The sequence below is a fragment of the Oceanimonas baumannii genome, from assembly GCF_002245495.1.
GTDB classification, from domain to species: Bacteria; Pseudomonadota; Gammaproteobacteria; order Enterobacterales; family Aeromonadaceae; genus Oceanimonas; species Oceanimonas baumannii.
Window position 1 is genome coordinate 231,928 of sequence record NZ_NQJF01000004.1, and the last position, 19,750, is coordinate 251,677.

Consider the following 19,750-nt stretch of genomic DNA (forward strand, 5'->3'; position numbering starts at 1 on the left):
AAGTCAGTCAGGCGTCGTGTGCACACAAATAGATATCTGGTTAACCACCTATGAGTAATCAACGTTTGCTGGCCCTGGCCAATCGTTCCATGGTGGTGTTTCTGGTGCTGTTCTGCGGCTCACTCAGCATCGCCTGGCTGGGTGAACGGTCATTGCCGGTCGGTGCCACCGTTTTTATGCACCTAACGCTGGTACTGACTGCCGCATTATTCAAAATTGCCTACGTGACTCGCCTTATCGCGCAGGACCGAATGAGGCAACCGCTGGTGTAGCGCCAAGCTCCAATAAAAAGCCCCGCAGAAGCGGGGCCTTAACCGGGTTTGTTGCTGTACTCAGTTCAGCTGACTGCGCAGCCAGTCGAGCACAATGCCATAGCTCGCAGGCAACATGGGCTCCAGTTGGTCGAGTGCGGCCTGGGTCGCGGCAGGGTGGCTCAGGCAAAAGTTAATATGCCCGACCTTGCGCCCCGGGCGCACTTCCTTGCCATACCAGTACAACTCGGCACCGGGCACCGACAGCCAGTCGTTGTTGCGCTCGGTACCCACCAGGTTAACCATGACGCTGGTATTCTTCACGGTCGGGGCAATCAGCGGCAGGCCAGCGACGGCACGCAGGTGCGCCTCAAACTGGCTGATATTGGCACCAGCCTGAGTCCAGTGACCACTGTTGTGCACGCGGGGGGCCAGTTCGTTGATCAGCAGGTGATCACCGACACGGAAGCACTCCATCGCCATCACACCCACATAGTCGAGATCGTTCATCAGGGTGCCGAGCATGCGCTCGGCCTCGTCCTGCAGGTGAGCCAGCCGCGCCAGCGGCGACACCGAGCCCAGTAGAATGCCGTTAACATGCAGGTTCAGGGTCAGCGGATAAAAGTAGCACTGACCGTCTTCACCGCGCATACCCACAACGGACACTTCTTCATCAAAGTCGATGGCCTGCTCGGCAATGGCCTGAGTGTGCCAGTCATCGGGAATGGCATCCTGGCCCGGCTCACGCAGCCAGTGCTGGCCACGGCCGTCGTAGCCACCGGTACGGCGCTTGAGCAGCACCCGCTCACCCAGGGCTGCGTGCAGATCCTCGGCGCTGGTATCATTTTCTACCAGTTGCCAGGGCGCAGTGGCCAGCTCCAGCTTGTCGATCAGTGATTTCTGAGTATAACGATCGGCCAGCACGGGAAAAGTATTAAGGTTAACAAACGCCGGGTGGGCCGACAGCTGGCGGGTAGCCGCGGTCTCAGGCCATTGCTCACGCTCGGCGGTCACCTTTTCATGGGACTGCAGCGGAAAGGTTTCTTCGGATTCAATATCAACCGGACGCACATCCAGGTCGAGGGGCATGCCCGCATGTTTCAGCATCTGGCCCAGCTGGCCGGCACCCAGTACCCAGATACGGCTCATGCATCCTCCCGCGGATCGGGATTGCCCAGTACGGTATCGGTCTGTTCCTTGCGGAAGCTTTCCAGCCGCTCGGCCAGTTCGGCGTCGTGGTTGGCCAGCATCTGGCAAGCCAGCAGGCCGGCGTTGAAGGCACCGGCGGTGCCGATGGCCAGGGTGCCCACGGCCACGCCCTTGGGCATCTGCACGATGGACAGCAAGCTGTCGAGGCCGCTCAGGGCCTTGCTCTGTACCGGCACGCCTAGCACTGGCAGGCGGGTTTTGGCCGCCACCATGCCCGGCAGGTGGGCAGCGCCGCCAGCACCGCCGATGATGACCTGGTAACCACGCTCCACGGCCTTTTCACCGAATTCCATCAACTTGTCAGGGGTGCGGTGCGCCGACACCACTTCCACTGTGTAGGGTACCTGCAGCTTGTCCATGATCTCTGCAGCGCCCTGCATGGTGGGCCAATCACTCTTTGAGCCCATGATGACGGCAACTTTTGCTTGCATGACTACTCCTGTTCAACAACGTTCAGCATATATCTGGTGGATCTGGGGGAGCGCGGATTATACCGAAAGCACGGTTTTGCGGCCAGTGAAAGGGTGGACAATACCTGACCTAGTCGTTAAGGTATGGGCCGTTCAAGCTTAAGCGTATAATTTTCAAGGAGGTGAACGCCTTATGATGGGCGCTATAGAAGCTTTACCCTGACGCACGCATCCGTGCCGTCGACCGCACAATACCAGGCTAACGCCAACGTCTTTAAGAAGCGCCTCGCTTCACCGCAAAACAAACCGTCAACTTGTTTTCTGAACCCCAGCCGGTTCCATACGTCCGTTGCCGTCAGCCAGGTCGTCCAACCTGCACCTGCAATCCGCCTTTGGCGTGTTTGCCCGTGCACGTCTGTGTTTTCTACAAGACAGGGAGAGGAACTTGGAACTCTATCAATTTTCCAGCACCACTGTATTACTGCTGCTGGCCGCCTTCTACGGCGGTACTTACCTTATTACCACCTTCATCAAAAAAGAGCAGGAAGATACCGACGCCTTTATGGTGTCCAACCACAGCGTGGGTTTTGGCATGGGGGCAGCCAGCATGACCGCCACCTGGATCTGGGCGGCTTCCTTTTACGCCGCCGCCACCTCAGGTTACACCTACGGGGTGTCAGGCCCGCTGCACTATGGCCTGTGGGGCGCGCTGATGATCCTGTTCATTTACCCCTTTGGCCGCCGCTTTCGTGCCCTGGCTCCCAGGGCCCATACCCTGGGCGAAGTTATTCATGCCCGGCATGGATCCTCCAGCCAGCTGATCCTGGCCTTTTCCAACCTGCTGGGCAGCATTATCAGCCTGATGGTGAACTTCACCGCTGCCGGGGCCCTGGTGTCAGTGCTGTCACCGTTGTCATTCCAGACCGGCGTGATGATTGCCGGTGTGGGCGTACTCAGCTACACCCTGTGGTCGGGTTTTCGCGCTTCCGTACTGACCGATTTTGCCCAGCTGATTGCCCTGATGGCCATTGCCGTGGTGATCATTCCCGCCGTGCTGTTTGCCATGGGCGGCCCGGCCGAAGTCATGAACGGGTTTGACAATCTGACCGCCGAACAGGCCAACCTGTTCTCTACCGACGCCATTCTGCACCAAGGTGCACCCTACTTTGTCGCAGTGCTGGCCTATGCCATTGGTAACCAGACCATTTCCCAGCGCTTGTTTGCCGTGAACGAAAAACACATCAAACCCACCTTCCTGACCGCTACCCTGGGTTACGGGGCCATCGTGATTGGCTTGGGCATGATTGGCCTGATGGCGCTGAGCAACGGTGTTGAGCCGCTGGACGGGGATATGAACAACCTGATCCCACAAATGGTGTCCAGCTATCTGCCGCCGGTGTTTATTGGTCTGTTCTTTATTCTGGTGATTGGCTCGCTGTCGTCCACCGCCGACTCGGATCTGTCTGCCCTGTCCGCCATCATCATGGCCGACGTGTATGGCAAGAACATTGCCAAGGGCAAGGCCTGCCCCAAACGCATGCTGTTTATCGGCCGGTTGACCATGGTAGTGGCCACCATGCTGGGCATTATCTTTGCCAGCTTCTCCCTCGATATTCTGGTGATGCTGGTGTTTGTGGGTGCGCTCTGGGGAGCCATTGTGTTCCCGGTGATCGCCAGCTGCTTCTGGAACCGGGTGACCAATCTTGCCTTTACCTCCTCGGTGATTGCCGCCCTGATCATGTTCTGCGTGGCCCGCTTTGAATTACTGGAAATGACCGGTGCCGTTGCCATGATGTTTGAACTGCTGGCCAGCATCGGCGGTGGTGTGGTCATCGGCCTGATGGCATTTGGTTTCCTTGGCCGCCACATTGGATTTATTGCCGGCATTATCTCCGGTCTGGCGCTGATGTATTTCTCCACCGGCTTCTTGCGGGAATATACCGTGCTGCTGTCTTCTCTGGTGGCCTATGGCGTCAGCACCCTGGTGTGTGTGGTGGTGAGCCTGCTGGATAACCAGAAGTTTGACTTTGAACTGATTAAACAGCGCGTGGACAACTACGACGACTGTTCCGAGCATGCCGGCCCGGCTGCCGTCCAACCCACTCACCTTGCCAAGGAGTCCTGAGATGACCGAACTGACCCTGGGGGCCTACATTCTGATCTGGCCCGCCCTCACCCTCTGGGTGCTGATCAAGATTTGCCGCGGCGTATGGAAAGACGTGATCGCCGCCAAAAAGGAAAACCGCGAGCTAGTGTAAGCCACTGCGGACAGCAAAAAGCGGACCTTTAAGGTCCGCTTTTTATTTGATCAGGAGGTAATTGAAAGCCCCTGCACCGTCGGACAAAGCACACTGCTTCTCCGACACGCCGTGAATACATCCCTGTAGGCTCCGTCGCGCCATCCTTGGCACGAAGGACACAGCGAAGCAGTTACCCTTTGTCCTCCCTGCAAAACAACGAGTCGCCAGTTAATACTTGGTAACCACTCAGCAAGTTAAACGAAGCGGCAGCGGGGTTTCACGTGATAAGCTGCCTAAGCCGCCAACCAGCGAGCGTAAAGCGGTATGCCCACCAGCACATTAAAAGGAAAGGTCACCGCCAGCGATGCCAGCATCGCCAGGCCGATATCGGCCTTTTCAATGGAAGCCCCGATGGCGGCCGGCGCTGCGATGTAAGAGGCACTGGCCACCAGTGCCACCAGAATAAGGGCACTGCCCGCCGGCAGGTTGAGCACCGTGGCCGCCAGCGCGCCCAGGCAGGCCAAAGCCAGGGGCGCTACCAGAGCAAACAGCATCACCGGCCAGCGCTTCCAGGGCACGGGGGTCAGTGCCTTGGCAGCACACAGGCCCATTTCCAGCAAAAACAGCGCCAGCAGCGCCTTGAAAGCATGAATAAACAACTCGCTCACCGGTGCCGCCCGCTCCGGACCGTAAAAGTAACCAATCAGCACACCGCCGGTGAGCAATACCACACCCCGGCTGGTGAGCGCCTCATGCCAGACGCTGCTACTGCGGCTGGCGCCGCCCTGCCCCGCCAGCCGCTTGTACAGAGAGATAGCCACGATAATGGCAGGCAATTCCAGCAGTACCAGATAAAGGGTGGTTTCCGGGGCGATTTCCAGTTGCAGGGTCTGAGCATAGGCCAGCGCGACCGCAAAGGTGCCGGCACTCACCGACCCATAATGAGCAGCCAGACTGGCGCTGTTGGCCTGATCCAGGCGCAGCAACCGGCGTGCCAGCGGGTAAGACAGCAGTGGTATCAATACCCCCAGTGAGGCCACCGCCAGTAGCTCTGGTACCAGCTGCCAGTGCAGATTGCCATGCAACGCCAGACCGCCCTTAAAACCGATGGTGAGCATCAGCAAAATGCCCAGGGTATCGTAAGCCGCCTTGGGCACCTTCAGATCCGAGCGGGCCAGCCCCGCCACAACCCCCAGCGCAAAAAACGCCACCACTATATCCGGCATATTCATTCCTCTTCTGTTTGATTAGCCACACGCACAGCCGGACCTGCGGCAGAGCGCAAAGTCTGCCGGCAGGAAGGAAAACGGACTGTAAGCGAGTGCCGGCCGAAACCGGGTTTGACAAGTGGGGACATTGTGCGCCGGCAGCGCTATAGTTACCAATAAATGTTAACTGACCTATATATAGATAATCATCAATGAATGTGCGTCACCTGACCTTTCGCCTGCTACAGGTATACGTGGCTGTGGTGCGGCTGGGCTCGGTATCCCGGGCCGCTGCCCAGCTGCATCTGACCCAGCCCACGGTGTCACAACAGCTCAAGCGGCTGGCTGAGGCAGTGGGTGAACCACTGCTGGACAGCCAGATGAAGCCCACCTTTATCGGCACAGAGCTCTATCACGCCGCCTTCGATGCCCTGTCCCGCTTTGATGACTTTGGTGGCTTTCTGAAAGACGCCCGCCAGGGCACCCGGGGCAGCTTCAGCATTGGCGTGGTCACCACTGCCAAATACATTTTGCCCCGCCTGCTGGGGCCCTTTAACCGCCAGTTTCCGGGGGTGGAAGTCTCCATCAGTGTCGGCAACCGGGGCTATATTCTGGAACGCCATCGCCACCAGCAGGACGATGTTTATTTATTCAGCCATCCTCCCACCGGTGAGCACACCCTGAGTGGCCGTTTTATTCATAATCCGCTGGTGATGATCACGCCGCCGGATCACTGGGCGGTAAAGAAACCACCGGTGAATTTTGCCGAACTGCTCAACGAGCGCTTTTTGCTACGGGAGCCGGGCAGTGCTACCCGGCTGGTATTCGAAGAATGGCTACGCAGCCGCAACCTGCAACTGAAACGGGTGATGCAGATAGAGAGCAATGAAGTCATTCGCATGAGTGTGGAGCAGGGTCTGGGGCTGGCAGTGCTGTCCGAACACACCCTGGCGGAAGGCGAACACCGGCTGGGCCGCCCGGTGCTGACCGAGTTTCCCCTTGGCAGTTACTGGTATCTGGTGTGCCACGGTAACCGTCGCCTGCCCTACCCCGCCGCCAACTTCGTGCACTTTGTGAACGAGCACCTCGCCCGCTGCGTGGACGAGCGTTACATTCATAACGATCTGGCTGCTCTGCTGGGCCATATCGGCAGCGACGCTCCATACCTGTCGCCATGAACATGACGGTTGGCCTCTTCTGGCTTTCGCAAACCGCTGTAATGTGAATGTAAGGTAGAAATTTAAATCCGGGCTGGCCACCAGCGTAACACTGCCAGCCCCGCCAGTGCCGAACACACGGAAGCAAGAAAAATCCCCAGCTTGGCGCTGTCGATCAGACTCTGATCGAACGCCATGTCGGCGATGAACAACGCCATGGTAAAACCGATACCGGCAAGCAAGCCTCCACCAGCCAGCAGAGGCCAGCTGAGCCCGGGGGGCAAAATCGCAATGCGCAACCGCAACGCCAGCCAGCTGAACAGCAAAACTCCTGTCGGTTTGCCGAGCACAAACCCCATAAACACCGCCAGTGTCACCGGCCCCCCTAGGTGGTTTAAGGACAGTGCCAGCCCGGCATTGGCAAAAGCAAACAGGGGCATGATGACAAACCCCACCCAAGGGTGCAGTGCCATTTCCAGCCGCTCTACCGGCGACAGGGTTTCACGAGCGGCCATTTCTGCCATCTTCAGGGTCTCCCTGTCCTTGGTGTGTCCGCCCCCACTGCCTTCGCTGTCAGAGGGATGCGCCACCACCTGGCTCAGAATCGCGTACAAACGCGTGTCGCTAACCCAACGACGAGCGGGCGTCATCAGGCCAAGTATGACCCCGGTAATGGTGGCATGTACCCCCGAGGCATCCACCACGAACCAGATAAGCCCGCCCATCAGAACATAAAGCGGAAAACCGCGAATACCGAGTCTCGACATGCACCCGATCACCACCAGGCCCAGCCCGGCCAAGGCCAGCAGCAGCCAGTCGATGTCACTGCTGTAGCCGATGGCCACCACCAGAATGGCGCCAATATCGTCCACAATCGCCAACGACAGAAGAAACATGCGCAAGCTTTGAGGAATACGCGAGCCCAGCAGGGCCAGACAACCGATCACAAACGCCGTATCGGTCGCCATCACGGTGCCCCAGCCCGGCTGGCCGGGCTGGGCATATTGAAAAAACAGATAGATAATCGCCGGCACTAGCATCCCCCCCAAGGCGGCAGCGACCGACAAGGCCGCCACTCGTGGCCGGCTCAATTCTCCCAACACCCACTCGCGCTTGAGCTCCAGTGCCACCAGAAAAAAGAACAGCGTCATCAGGCCATCGTTAATCCACTCACGCAGGGAGCGAACAAGTGCAACCGGTCCGACGGTCAAGCCGACCGGCAACTCCCAAAAATGCTCAAAAGAAGCGGCCCAGGGCGAATTGGAAATCACCAACGCGGCCAGGGTGAACAGCAGCAACATGGCCCCGGCGGTTGTCTCAACCTGAACAAAACGAGCAAAGGGATTTGTTAGCCGATCGACCAGTACTTTGGGCAACCGAGTTGTATTGGAGGATACTTTCAAATCAACCTTCATAACGGGGCTCCCCGCCAGGGGCGTGGCTCGTCCGCCATGGTGATGGATTGCCGGTCATGCTCAGCTCGCATACCACAGGATCGCAAAGTAATGGCACAGGGTGCCCCCCATCACAAAGAGGTGCCAGATGAAATGGCCAAAGCGCAGCCTGGCATCAGTGGCAAAAAACACCACGCCCAGGGTGTAGAACAGACCGCCGCCCGCAAGCCAAAATAGACCCGGTGCAGACAGGGCTGACAACAACGGCCTGGCGGCCAGCACAATCAACCATCCCATTACCAGATAAAGACCGGTGGCTACCACTGGATGAGGGCGTTTTGCCATCATATTCAGCACAATACCGGCAGCCGCCATCCCCCAGATTACTCCGAACAGGAGCCAGCCCCTGGTGCCCCGCAGCACCCCCAGGGTAAACGGAGTGTAGGTACCGGCGATAAGCAGAAAAATTGCAGCATGCTCAATACGCCGGCACATCCGCTTAACTCCGCCCGGAGGCAGCAAGTGATAAAGCGCCGAGGAGAAATACAGCAACATGGCCGTAGAGGCAAAGACACTGGCGCCCACCACATCGGCCACACTGCCGTAACGCACCTTGTTTATAATCAGCCAGGGAGTGCCCAACACCATAGCGGCGAGCGCCAGAGCATGACTGATACTGTTTGCCAGTTCTTCAACAGGTGACTGCTCGCGCGATGGATTGGGGCCTGATAAGAACATGTTGGTTACCTGCGCGGCTGGCCAAATGCCAGTGCTGGTCGATGCAGAATGCCTGAAAAAACACGCCAGCCTTGTTTAGCATAGCGCCGGAACCAGGCTCATGCACTCAGGATACATCCGCCAGCACCGATCACGTACAATGCGTGTATTAGGTACACCTCTGATGGCCTAATGTACCACTCCAGCCCTTGGTCAAGGCAATGGACAGCGAGATCGTACTAGCCTCGCCGGGCCGCCCTGGGGGTCATGCCGAAGCGGGCCTTAAAGCAACGGCAGAAGTGGGCCTGATCGTTAAAACCCCACTTGTAGGCGATATCGGCCAGAGTGCGGCCAGGGCCGGCGGCGTGGATCTCCGCCTCGGCACCCTGCAGGCGCATTTCACGGATCCACTGACTAACGCTGAATTCCTGCCCCTGAAACAACTTGTGCAGATAACGGGTGGAAATACCACAGGCGGCGGCTACTTGCTCGGGGTTTAACCCGGGCTCGCGCATGTGCTCACGAATGTACTGCTCTACCCGATGCAGATGCACCTGGCGCAGACTGCTGTCATCACTGGAAATAGCGCGGGGATCCCCTTCCACCGCCAGGGCGAACAGTTCGATCAACTGGCGCATCAGCACCGCCGCCTGCCGATCATCCAGATAGGCTACCTGGTTGGTAATGCTGCGAAAATAGTCGAAAAACACCGCCCCCAAACCCTGGCTGCGATCAAATTCACTGAACAGATAACGCTCGGGCAGCCGCAGCCGGGCCCGCAACAGCGAGCCGGGTACCCGAACAACCCATAAGCTGTTGTCCCGGCCGTATTCAAATTCATACGGCTTGTCACTGCGTTCCAGAATAAATCCGCCAGGCCGGCAGCGAACACTACGCCGCTCCTGGCTGAAGTGCACTTCGTGTCTTTCGGGAATGGTGATCAGAAAATGATGGTCTTCATGCTGGTTAATATGCTGCTTGAGCCGGCGGTAACAGGTGGGCGAGGTACTGAGAAAGGAAATGCCGAAGGGGGCTACATCCCAACGCCACAGCTGGCCGTAAAAATGCTGCTGCTCGGTAAAGCGCAGGGCCAAATCAAAATAGGTGTTTCCTATCACCCCACGCCAGTAATCCTGCCGCTCCTGTACCGGCAGCAGGTTGGTCAGATGGCATGAATGCATGATCGCTCCTTGGCAAGTCCATTGCGTCTGGTCCGGTCAAAAAACCGCCGGCCCATGGTAAACCCGGACCGGCGGCAATCACAAGACCCATGTGACTAAGGAATAAGCCTAGCTCATGCGGGTCAAGCGGTAACAGTTATTGGACTCCAGCACCAGGCACCAGCCCGGACGCACCACAATATTGGTGGTGGGCTCTTCCACCACCGCCGGGCCCATGATTTCCAGCCCTACGTCCAGCCGCTCACCACTGTACACGCCGGTTTCAATCCAGTGGCCTTCAGTATCGAACAGCATGGGCCGGTGGCCAATCAGGGCATCAGGCAGGGTCTTGCCCGCGGCAGCAAGCTGCTGCACCGGTGGCTTGCTCACCCGCCCGGTCAGAGTCGATTCGATGTTTACCAGCTCTACCGGGTTACCCGGCTCGCTGTAGGTATACAGCTCCTCGTGGCGACGGTGGAAGGCCTCCAGCATGGTCTCTACCGTTTCCGGGGTGATCTCGCCACCGGGGATCTCCACCGGACACTCGTGGATCTGGCCCTGATAGCGCATTTCCACACTGCGGCTCAGGCTGATATCACCGAGCTGGAAGCCGTCAGCCAGCAGGTGTTCGGTGCCCTGGCGCTCCAGATCATGAAAACGGCCGTTGAGGGTGGACAGATCCGCCTCCCGGTGGATAGGCATGGGCTCCGAAGCCAGATAGTTGTAGCGCACATCTGAAATAATCTGACCGAAGGCACAGAATACCGAGGCGACCTTGGGCACCAGCACGGTACGGCTGCCGATCTCCTCGGCCAGTGCAGTAATGTGCATACCGGCGGCACCGCCGGCGCACACCAGAGCGAAGTCACGCGGATCATAGCCCCGTTCGATGGACACTCTGCGGATACCGTTAACCATGTTGAGGTTAACAATAGTGCTGATGCCGTAGGCGGCCTTTTCCACACTGATGCCGAGCGGATCGGCCACATGTTTTTTCACCGCCTGCCAGGCTGCTTCCCGGTTCAGCCGGATGGTGCCGCCCAGTACGGCATCCGGGTTCAGATAACCCAGCACCAGGTTGGCATCGGTTACCGTCGGGCGGGTACCGCCCTTGCCGTAGCACACCGGACCGGGCGTGGCACCGGCGCTCTCCGGGCCCACCTGCAACATGCCATATTCATCCACCTGACAGATGGAACCACCACCGGCCCCCAGGGTTTCCACCTGGATCATGGGCACGCCGATACGGTAACGCAGGAAGTCGATATCCTTGCTCAGGTTGGTATGACTGTCCTTGGTGAGGGTAATATCGAACGAGGTGCCCCCCATGTCCACGGTGATCACGTTTTCAATGCCGAAAGGCTGCGCGACATAGAGTCCCGCCTGGGGTGCCGAAGCCGGCCCCGAGTTGATGGCATTCACCGCCCGCCCTTGCATGGCCTCACCAATGGCCAGACCACCGTTGGACTGGAAGTAACGCACCGGATAACGGGCCCCCAGACTCTTGAAGTAGTCGTCAATACGTTCCACATAACGGCGCATGACCGGACTCAGGTAGGCATTAACGATAGTGGTGGAAGTACGGGTGTATTCCCGGATCTGCGGATAGACCTCACTGCCGGTGCAGACGAACACCCCGGGCAGCAGCTCTTCTACCAGCTCCTTGGCACGACGCTCATGGGCCGGATTGCGCACCGCCCAGACAAAGGAAATGGCCACACTCTCCACTTCCTGTTCCTTGAAATAGGCAATCGCCTCGCGGATCTGCTGCTCATCCAGCGGAGAGTGCTCGGTGCCATCGGCCAGGAAACGGCCGCCGATACCCCGGCGCAAATGCCGTGGCACTATCATATGAGCCGGCGGGAAATCCGCTTCATAACGGTATCCCTCTTCCTTGTGGCCCAGGCGGATCTCGATACTGTCTTCATGGCCACTGCTGCACAGCAGGCCCACCTTGACCCCTTTTTTCTCAATCAGGGCGTTCAGCGCCACCGTGGTACCGTTGATGCACAGATCGCACTCCTGCACTATCTGGCTCACCGGCTTGTTAAGGGCTTCGGCAATCTGTCCCAGGCCATGGCGAATGGCAATGGTGCCGTCTTCCGGGGTGGACGGGCTCTTGAACACACGAATGCGGCCGTCATTTTCTGCCAGTACAAAGTCGGTAAAAGTGCCGCCGGCATCCACGCCCAGACGATATTTGCTACGCATAATCAGTTTCCTTACCAGTTAATGAGTTCAGCCACGCAGGCGCTCGGTGTCCGCCCAGTTCACACTCAGACAGTCGGGGTTAAGCGCCACGCCATATTCCAGCTCAGCCGCTTCCCGCGATACCAGGCCGTTGCGCACGTCTTCCAGTACCGCATTCGGGTCCCGCTCAAAGGCCGGGCCATAACCGCCGCCACCCGGATTGATGTTGGTGACCCGTTCGCCGGGTTTGATGGTGAGCATGGTGTTGTGCTTGTGTACCTGCTGGTCACCGGGCCGGGAAACCACCAGCTTGCCGAGCTTGGGCTCCAGCAGCCGGTTTTCGGCTCCCGCCGCACCCATGGTAGGAATTTGCCGGCCTTCACCAAAGGCGATCACCTGCATGTCGTGACCTCTGGGCTCCACTTCCCAGGCGGTGCCTGAACCGCCCCGGTACTTACCAGCCCCGCCGCTGTCCTGCTCCAGCCCGTAACGGTGAATAATGATGGGATAGGAGTATTCCAGCAGTTCAATATCGCCGGAGCTGAGCGCCCCAAAGCAGCACAGCGGCCCCACCGCATGCCAGCCGTCCATCACCTGAGTGGCACCGGCACCAGAGATAATGGAGGCCAGTACCATGGTGACGTATTGCTCGCCACTGCGCGGATCAATACCGGCAATATTAATGCCACTGGCATGACCCCAGGATGCCGTCACCCGCTCGGGTGCCGCCTGCTCCAACGCCATACGAACCGCATCGGTCAGGGTTTCCATCGGGGTGGTGGTACAGTTCACGTGAGGTGCCGGTTCCACCGCATTACACAAGGTGCCTTTGGCTCCCAGATCCACGGTGACACAACGGTACAAACCCTCGTTGTAAGGCGGTGGCAGCTGGGCAAACATCATCAGTCCCAGATAAACACCGGAGAGCGAGTTGCCCTCGTAGGAGTTGATAAAGTAAGGGATCTGAGGCGGGCTTTGTACTTCGATATGCAATTGATCTCCGCTCACCGTAATAGTGCTGGTGATCTCCATCTCACCAAAGCCATGGCCAGCATCTTCCAGCACGGCGCTGCCCCGGTAAACACCGTCCGGTACCTCTCGCACCAGGGTGCGCATCTGGCGATCGGCCATGTCCTTCAGCTCGGCGATACAGGCCTGCACCGTGGCCACCCCGTACTTGTCGAGCAGCGCCATCAGGTTGCGCTCACCCACCCGACAGGCACCGAACTGGGCGTTGATATCACCTTCCTGATCCCGACGGGCGCGCATGTTGGTCAGCAGCAGGTTGATCACATCATCCCGGCGCTTGCCTTTTTCCCACAGCTTCACCGGAGGGATACGCAGCCCCTCGGCGTAAATTTCCTTGGCATCCGGGTTGTAGCCGGCGGGCACAGGGCCGCCGATGTCGGTCAGGTGGCCCTTACACACCGTCCAGAACACCAGCTCGCCCTGATAAAACACAGGTTTATACATACAGCAGTCAAGAATATGGCTGCCCTTGTACGCCGGGTCGTTGTGATAGATGACATCACCTTCGTGAATGTCGTCACCAAAATGCTCGGCGACCGCCTTCATCGCCGGGATCAGTGAGCCCAGGTGAATGGGGATATCCTGACCTTGCAGGATCATCTCGGGAAAATGATCGAACAGGGCGTTACTGTAATCATGGGCCAGGTTGAACACGCTGGAGCGGCCGGTTTTTTCCAGAGTGAGGGTCATTTCCCGCTGGGTGGTTTCAAGCGCTCCGCGCACCACCGCCAGGGTGATTGGATCTACATGTGTGGCCATTGTCTACCTTCCGTTTTATGACTGGCTGAACTGGGTCGTTAACAAGCAGTTACAACTCGTTTACAGCGCCAGTATAAAAGTGACAATCCCCACCCGAATTGACGCTGGGCGCACCAGCTTTTGCCTGACAGCGCAACCATACCGTCACCGCGCCATCACGACACCAGAGAATGGCGGCGACAGTACCGGCTCTCTGGTGCACGGAAACACAAAAACGGGGGCACCTTGGTGCAAGTATGTGACTAACGGTTTCTTTTAAGCTGCGCACTAATAACAAGGTGTTAACAAACGTTAAACCCAAACAGCCACGAAAAGGAGCTTCACCATGGCAAACCTGTCCAGTCCGGATCCCGACTTTACCCGCAGTCCAGTCCCTTCTTCAGCACGCATGCCCCGCTTTGGCCTGACCATGGCCTGGTGGTCAGTGTGCAGTGCCATGTTCTGGCTGGTGGTCGCGGCTACCCTGGCCATCAACTACGGTACCCTGAATACCCTGGCGGGGCTGGCGCTGTCCGCCTTCTGTTATGCCCTGATTAACGGCGTGCTGGTACGCCATGCCATCAGCACCGGCCTGTCAGTGGGGCTGTTCTCCCAGACCCTGCTGGGGCGCTCGGGGGCTGCCCTGGCCACGCTGATTTTTTTCGCCACCGCACTCTACTACGGGGTATTTGAAGGCTCGGTGATCGCCGTGGCCATTCAGGGATACTTTCCCTCCCTCAGCCTGAATCAGGCCTACCTGCTGGTGGTGCTGTACAGCGTGCCGCTGGTGTTGGGCAGCGTGCAACGGTGGCTGGACAAGCTCAACGGCCTGTTACTGCCCTTTTATCTGATTGGCCTGGCCGCCGCCGTGCTGATGGCGCTGAACGAATATGGCTACAGCCACGCCTGGCTGGAACTCGGGCCGGAAGGTGGCGCCCCCGCCGACGGCTGGTGGCGCTGCTTCACCACCTTTATGGGGGTGTGGATCCTGATGATGTACACCTACGATTATGCCCGCCTGGGCCGCAAAGAAGACAGCGGCTACCATGCCACCATCAACTTCGGGCTGCCGTTTTACCTGTTCACCTTTGTACTTAACGGCATGGCCGGCATCTTTCTGGCCGCCAGCATTCCCACCGACGGTCCGGTGACCGAGGTGTCCGTGGTGCTGGCGCTGCTCAAGCTGATGGGCTTCTGGGGCCTGGCCTTTGTGTGGGTCAGCCAGACCCGGATAAATACCGCCAACTTCTACCTGGCCACGGTAAATCTGCAGAGCTTTGTGGAAAAGGCCAGTGGCCTGCGGCTGCCCAAGCTGGCTTGCGGAGTACTGGTGGGCGCTATTGTCTATCTGCTGATGCTGACCGACGTGTTCTCTTTCATTCTGCAGGCACTGGCCTATCAGGGCATTCTGGTAGTGGCCTGGGTCGGACTGGCCCTCAGCCATATTCGCTTTGAGCCCCATCCGCTGTGTCATGAAGAAAGTGCGCCGCGTCTGCACAAGGCCGGCATCAGTGCCTGGCTGGTGGCGGCCGGCCTGGGCGTGGCCTGCATGGAAGCAGGTGAACCCTTTGCCGCCTGGTCGGCTCCGGTCACCTTCCTTGGTGCCTTCGTCTGCTACCGGCTGTTCACCCGCTATCAGCCTGCGCCGGTCCTGACCGGAGACTGATACCTACGCGCCGGGTGGAGTCATGCCGCTCCCCCGGCATGACTCCCCCTCACCGGGAAGCACTTCCTGCCTCCGATTAATCATGAACAGCACATTCCCTTTCCCGCAACCGCCACCCGGCCTGCCGGATACCGAGTAATCGCCCTTGCCGTCCACGGCTCTGCTCCAGCACACGTACCTGTCCCTGTTCAATGCGCAACACCGTCTGAGCCCGGGTGCCGTAATCATCACCGGAAATAAATACAGGCGACAGCCGGCGCTCCAGCGCCAGGCTGACACCGGTGCGGGGAAGGGCATGATCCGGCACCGGCGAGGTATCGCTCAGCAAGGCCAGTGCGGTACCGTCATCAAGGGCAGCAAACCTGGCCAGCCCGTGTTTGAGCTGCTCGGTCTTGGGCCAGGGGGTATTCAGCACGGCATTGGAGAGGCCGTGCACACCGGCGCTCAGCACACGCGGCTCACCGCCGGGACGGTTGCCACCGTAATACAGCTCACTGCTGAGCAGATCCCCTACCAGCAGGTTAAAACCGGCATAATCCTCTCCCCTGGCCAGCACCTGCTGCAGATAACCAGCGGGAGACTGCTTACCAGTCAGAAAACCGGTCACCAGCTCTCCCCGGCTACGCCGTCCGGTTTGTGGTGCTCCCTGACGCACATTGGTCAGTGCCGCAAAACGCCCGAGCAGGGTAATACCCAGCCAGGTACCTCCAGCTTGCAGATCCCGCCCGGCCCAGAGCCCGGGCTGCACCGGCCACCAGCCGGCGGCCGCCGTGGGACGGGCGTAAAATTCATCCCGGTTGGCCAAAACCAGCAAGCGGCCGCTGGCGGGTTGCCAGTCAAGGGCAATCAAACACAAAACCGGACTCCTCATTCATCTACCTGCCCCCACCTTACTCCGCTGCCCTCGCTTACTCCAGTGTCAGGGCGCATCGGCACGTACCCGCCAGAAGCTGGCAAACCGGGGCAGACCGGTCGCCGTTTCACCGCGATAACGGTACGTTACCTGCGAACCCGGGGGCGGCGGATTGCGCCGTTGTTCATCGCTGAAACCGGTGCCCAGTTTAAAACGACGCCCATCGTCTGTTTCTACCAGCAAGGCGCCCATCATACCGGCATATTTCCCCTGCCCCGGCAAGTGCGCCAGCACGGTGGCTTCGGCATCCTGGAATTGCTTGAGCTTAAGCAAGTCCTGGTTTCGTCCGGACTGATAGCTGCTGGTGCGGTGGCGTAACATCAGGCCTTCTCCACCCTGCTCCGTCACCTGTTCGAGCAGGATGGCCAGCGCCGCAGCATCCGCCACCCGGTGTTGTTCCACCCATTGCAGCCAGGGCACCTTCAGTGCCGCCAGCTGTTGCTCGAGCAAGGCCGCGCGCTGCTCAAAAGGCAATGTGCTGGCAGGCAGGTCAAACACCATAAAACGGATATCACGCCATTCCCGCTCAACCGGCTGATAACGGCGCACCGCCGCCGACAGCTCGGCAAACCGGCCCCGCCCCAGCCAGAGCTCACCGTCCAGAGGAGTACCGGGAAAGTCCGCCACAAACCAGTCCGGCACCGCAAAGACATGGCCACTGCGGGATATCAGCTCACGGCCATTCCACCATGCCCGCACCCCATCAAGCTTTTCACTGACCAGATACTCAGCCGGATGATGATGCGGGGCATATTCTGCCGCCAGTTGCAGCGGCGGCTCTGCTGCCAGTACCGGCAGCGACGGCGTCAGCCACAGCAGTGGCAATACCAGGGAAACCATTTTCATCGTGTGCTCCTTTGTTATCCGGAAAAGTCTAGCCGGTTAACAACAAAGCGCATTATTTGTCCTGATCCGGCACCACCTTCACCGGCCGGGCAGCAAACCACCCACATCCGAGTTGCAACAGCTGCAGTGCCAGCATCAATATCAAGGCCGTTTGCCAGGCACCTTCCCAGTCCCGCATGAGGCCAAGGACTGCTGGCCCGGCGGCCGCCAGCAGATAACCAATGCTCTGAGCCATGGCCGAAAGCGCCGTGGCCTGTGCGGTATTCGTCGCCCGCAATACGAAAAATGACAATGCCAGGCTGAGGGAGCCGCCACAGCCCACCCCGATCAGCGAGGCCCAAAGCAGAGGAGCTGCGGCCGGTTGCCACCAAAGTCCGGCGACACCCAGAAAAGAGGCAAGAAAAACACCCAGCACCAGACGGTGCTGGCTGGCCAGTCGCGCCGCCATGATCGGCACCAGAAAGTTAAACGGAATGCTCACCAGATTGATCAACGCGGTGGCCGTTCCCGCCTCGTTGGCGTCCAGTCCGCTCTCCAGCAGAATTTTAGGCAGCCAGGTGGCCATGGAATAAAAATAAAATGACTGTAGCCCCATGTAAAAAGTAATGGCCCAGGCCATTTTATCCCGCCACAGGCTCACTTTAACCGGGTGGGCCGGCCGCCCAACTCCTTTTACCCTGAGCATCGGCAGCCAGAACAGCGCGCAAATAACCGGCAGCAATGCCCACAGCGCCACCGGATAATGCCAGTGACCGAACCGCTCCAGCAATGGCACCGCCAGATACACCCCCAGGCCGGCACCCATGCTGAGCGTGACGGAATACAGGCCGGTCATCAATCCGACCCGGCGCGGAAAGAATGCCTTGACCAGCCCCGGGATCAATACATTAAGCAGGGCAATCGCTGCCCCCAGAAACAAGGTGCCCAGCAGGACCACCACGAAGCTGTCTACCAGCCGCAGCATGACACCCAGGCTGATGAGCAGCAAACCGCCGATGGCCAGTGTCTGAGGTGCCCAGCGCCGGGACAGCGCCGGCACACACAAGGAAATAATGCCAAAACAGATAAGGGGCAAGGTGGTCAGCAGACTGAAGGCACCGGCACTGATGTTCAGGCCGGCCCGGATTTGCTCCACCAGCGGGCCGACCACCACCAGACCACCACGCAGATTGGCCGCCGCCAGCAGCAATGCCATGACAGCCATAGCAGAAACAAAAGGACGCCCGTAAAAGGGATCATCGGCAACAGAGGGAGTGCTCATTATTGTTATACCTTATTGATGACAAGCCACTCATGGTAAAAGTGATAATGCCGGGGCTCAAGTCATTAAAATGTCCCGGTAGTGTGACTCTGATACTCACGATTTATACTCTGGCAGGTTAAAATTCATAATAAAATCATTTAACTGGAATGGATAATGCTCGATCCCCGACATATTACTGCCGTGATCCTGGCTGGTGGCCGAGGCCTGCGCATGCAGGGTGCCGACAAGGGGCTTCTGCCCCTGTGGGGCCAGCCACTGGTCAGCCACCTGCTCGGGCGGCTGACACCCCAGGTGGGACAGGTGCTGATTAACGCCAACCGTAACCTGGAACATTACCGGGGCCTGGCTCCCGTTATTCCCGACGATGACTATCATTTTGCCGGGCCACTGGCCGGGTTTCAGGCCGGACTGAACCACGCTCCCAGTGAATGGGTATTATTTGTGCCCTGCGACAGCCCGCTGGTGCCGGACGACCTGGCCGCCCGCCTGTGTGCCGCCGTGCACCGACACGATGATATCGCCGTAGTGGATGATGGCGCCCGGCTGCATACCGCCACAGCCCTTATTCATCAGTCATTGCTGCCCTCGTTATGCAACTATCTGGATGGCGGGGATCGCAAGCTGCAGCTGTGGTATGAGCGCCACCGCTTGATAACGGTAGATTTCAGTGATGAGGCTGACGCGTTTGACAACCTGAACACGCCCCAGGCGCTGCTGGAACTGGAAAGCAGAGGGGGATAAAAAGAAGGATAAAGGCCATTAAAGTAACATGGCCTTTATCCCTTTTGCTTAGCGGCCGAAATAACGTACAAACTGCGCCGGATCCCGCTCGGGCAGACGGCGTACTTCGACTTCAGGCGTGCCAAGGTATAAAAAGCCCACGATTTGATCCTGTTCATTCAGCCCCAGGCTCTGATGCACACCCCGATCAAAGGCAAACCAGCCGGTACGCCAGATGCCGTTGAAGCCCATGCTCTGAGCCGCCATCTGCATGGCCATCAGGGCACAGCCCGCTGACAGCTCCTGCTCCAGGCGTGGCACCTTGTCGTGCGCTTTTACCTTGGCGACCACAGTAATCACCATCGGAGCCCGCAACGGCGCATTCCGGGCCTTGTTAATGGCATCTTCGGTTTCTCCCTGAGCAGCGGCGGCAGCAGCAAGCACATCACCCAGAGCCCGGCGCTGTTCGCCTTCAAAGACAATAAATTCCCAGGGAGTCAGGCCGGCATGATCCGGCGCGCGCAGGGCGGCACGAAACAGCATGTCCAGCTGTTCGCCGGCCGGGGCCGGTTCAATCAGGCGGGGGTTGGAGTGGCGATTCAGTAACAGTTCCTGTGCGTCCATTGTTTTCTCCTGTT

18 protein-coding genes are annotated in these 19,750 nt (G+C 58.9%); 6 read left to right on the forward strand and 12 right to left on the reverse strand.

Translation table 11 applies throughout. The features are described from left to right. Nucleotides 1-50: 50 nt before the first annotated feature. Complete coding sequence (locus B6S09_RS06395; RefSeq protein WP_094277671.1) at nucleotides 51-272, forward strand: hypothetical protein; 222 nt, start codon at nucleotides 51-53, stop codon at nucleotides 270-272. 60 nt (nucleotides 273-332) lie between these two features. Here B6S09_RS06395 and purK read toward each other — a convergent pair whose 3' ends face one another. Next, nucleotides 333-1,400 carry a 5-(carboxyamino)imidazole ribonucleotide synthase gene (purK, locus tag B6S09_RS06400; protein ID WP_094277672.1) on the reverse strand — a complete coding sequence of 356 codons (1,068 nt, stop codon included), beginning with the start codon at nucleotides 1,398-1,400 and terminating at the stop codon, nucleotides 333-335. Then, nucleotides 1,397-1,891, reverse strand: coding sequence for a 5-(carboxyamino)imidazole ribonucleotide mutase (gene purE / locus B6S09_RS06405; protein WP_094277673.1), 495 nt, complete (start codon nucleotides 1,889-1,891; stop codon nucleotides 1,397-1,399). The genes purK and purE overlap by 4 nt, the downstream gene beginning before the upstream one ends. A gap of 424 nt (nucleotides 1,892-2,315) precedes the next feature. Between purE and B6S09_RS06410 the strand changes: the two genes are divergently transcribed. Both B6S09_RS06410 and B6S09_RS18525 read left to right on the forward strand, forming a co-directional pair. Continuing rightward, a complete protein-coding gene (locus B6S09_RS06410; protein WP_243832752.1) occupies nucleotides 2,316-3,995 on the forward strand; it encodes a sodium:solute symporter family protein in 1,680 nt (559 codons plus the stop codon). A 1-nt stretch (nucleotide 3,996) separates the two neighbouring features. Then, nucleotides 3,997-4,128 carry a putative transporter small subunit gene (locus tag B6S09_RS18525; protein WP_211281087.1) on the forward strand — a complete coding sequence of 44 codons (132 nt, stop codon included), beginning with the start codon at nucleotides 3,997-3,999 and terminating at the stop codon, nucleotides 4,126-4,128. 275 nt (nucleotides 4,129-4,403) lie between these two features. Here B6S09_RS18525 and B6S09_RS06415 read toward each other — a convergent pair whose 3' ends face one another. After that, nucleotides 4,404-5,342, reverse strand: a complete 939-nt coding sequence (locus tag B6S09_RS06415; protein ID WP_243832751.1) for a sodium-dependent bicarbonate transport family permease — start codon at nucleotides 5,340-5,342, stop codon at nucleotides 4,404-4,406. A 188-nt stretch (nucleotides 5,343-5,530) separates the two neighbouring features. Between B6S09_RS06415 and B6S09_RS06420 the strand changes: the two genes are divergently transcribed. Continuing rightward, the gene (locus B6S09_RS06420; RefSeq protein WP_094277675.1) at nucleotides 5,531-6,496 is read left to right on the forward strand and encodes a LysR family transcriptional regulator; all 966 of its coding nucleotides are present in this window, start codon (nucleotides 5,531-5,533) and stop codon (nucleotides 6,494-6,496) included. A gap of 62 nt (nucleotides 6,497-6,558) precedes the next feature. On the opposite strand, the gene nhaA is transcribed toward B6S09_RS06420, so the two are convergent. The 5 genes from nhaA to capB form a co-directional block, all read right to left on the reverse strand. Next, nucleotides 6,559-7,890 carry a Na+/H+ antiporter NhaA gene (gene nhaA, locus B6S09_RS06425; protein ID WP_094277676.1) on the reverse strand — a complete coding sequence of 444 codons (1,332 nt, stop codon included), beginning with the start codon at nucleotides 7,888-7,890 and terminating at the stop codon, nucleotides 6,559-6,561. 60 nt (nucleotides 7,891-7,950) lie between these two features. Beyond that, nucleotides 7,951-8,607, reverse strand: coding sequence for a PAQR family membrane homeostasis protein TrhA (gene trhA / locus B6S09_RS06430; RefSeq protein WP_094277677.1), 657 nt, complete (start codon nucleotides 8,605-8,607; stop codon nucleotides 7,951-7,953). Between the two features lie 218 nt (nucleotides 8,608-8,825). Next, the gene (locus B6S09_RS06435; protein WP_094277678.1) at nucleotides 8,826-9,767 is read right to left on the reverse strand and encodes a helix-turn-helix domain-containing protein; all 942 of its coding nucleotides are present in this window, start codon (nucleotides 9,765-9,767) and stop codon (nucleotides 8,826-8,828) included. A gap of 108 nt (nucleotides 9,768-9,875) precedes the next feature. Further along, nucleotides 9,876-11,957, reverse strand: coding sequence for a caprolactamase subunit alpha (gene capA, locus B6S09_RS06440; RefSeq protein WP_094277679.1), 2,082 nt, complete (start codon nucleotides 11,955-11,957; stop codon nucleotides 9,876-9,878). A gap of 27 nt (nucleotides 11,958-11,984) precedes the next feature. Then, nucleotides 11,985-13,724: a caprolactamase subunit beta gene (gene capB / locus B6S09_RS06445; protein ID WP_094277680.1), complete on the reverse strand. Its 1,740-nt coding sequence runs from the start codon at nucleotides 13,722-13,724 to the stop codon at nucleotides 11,985-11,987. Nucleotides 13,725-14,049: 325 nt separating this feature from the next. Here capB and B6S09_RS06450 point away from each other — a divergent pair, with 325 nt between their 5' ends. Continuing rightward, nucleotides 14,050-15,369, forward strand: coding sequence for a purine-cytosine permease family protein (locus tag B6S09_RS06450; RefSeq protein WP_094277681.1), 1,320 nt, complete (start codon nucleotides 14,050-14,052; stop codon nucleotides 15,367-15,369). Between the two features lie 76 nt (nucleotides 15,370-15,445). Here the strand turns inward: B6S09_RS06450 and B6S09_RS06455 are convergent, their stop codons facing one another. The 3 genes from B6S09_RS06455 to B6S09_RS06465 form a co-directional block, all read right to left on the reverse strand. Next, nucleotides 15,446-16,225 (reverse strand): NRDE family protein, encoded by a 780-nt coding sequence (locus B6S09_RS06455; RefSeq protein WP_094277682.1) that lies wholly within the window; start codon nucleotides 16,223-16,225, stop codon nucleotides 15,446-15,448. A 63-nt stretch (nucleotides 16,226-16,288) separates the two neighbouring features. Further along, on the reverse strand, nucleotides 16,289-17,128 hold the full coding sequence (locus B6S09_RS06460) for a DNA ligase (protein ID WP_094277683.1): 840 nt from the start codon (nucleotides 17,126-17,128) through the stop codon (nucleotides 16,289-16,291). Nucleotides 17,129-17,180: 52 nt separating this feature from the next. Next, nucleotides 17,181-18,389, reverse strand: coding sequence for a CynX/NimT family MFS transporter (locus B6S09_RS06465; RefSeq protein WP_094277684.1), 1,209 nt, complete (start codon nucleotides 18,387-18,389; stop codon nucleotides 17,181-17,183). A gap of 156 nt (nucleotides 18,390-18,545) precedes the next feature. On the opposite strand from B6S09_RS06465, the gene mobA reads away from it, so the two are divergent. Continuing rightward, the gene (gene mobA / locus B6S09_RS06470; protein ID WP_094277685.1) at nucleotides 18,546-19,133 is read left to right on the forward strand and encodes a molybdenum cofactor guanylyltransferase MobA; all 588 of its coding nucleotides are present in this window, start codon (nucleotides 18,546-18,548) and stop codon (nucleotides 19,131-19,133) included. A gap of 48 nt (nucleotides 19,134-19,181) precedes the next feature. Here the strand turns inward: mobA and B6S09_RS06475 are convergent, their stop codons facing one another. Further along, nucleotides 19,182-19,736: an NAD(P)H nitroreductase gene (locus B6S09_RS06475; protein ID WP_094277686.1), complete on the reverse strand. Its 555-nt coding sequence runs from the start codon at nucleotides 19,734-19,736 to the stop codon at nucleotides 19,182-19,184. Nucleotides 19,737-19,750 lie beyond the last annotated feature (14 nt).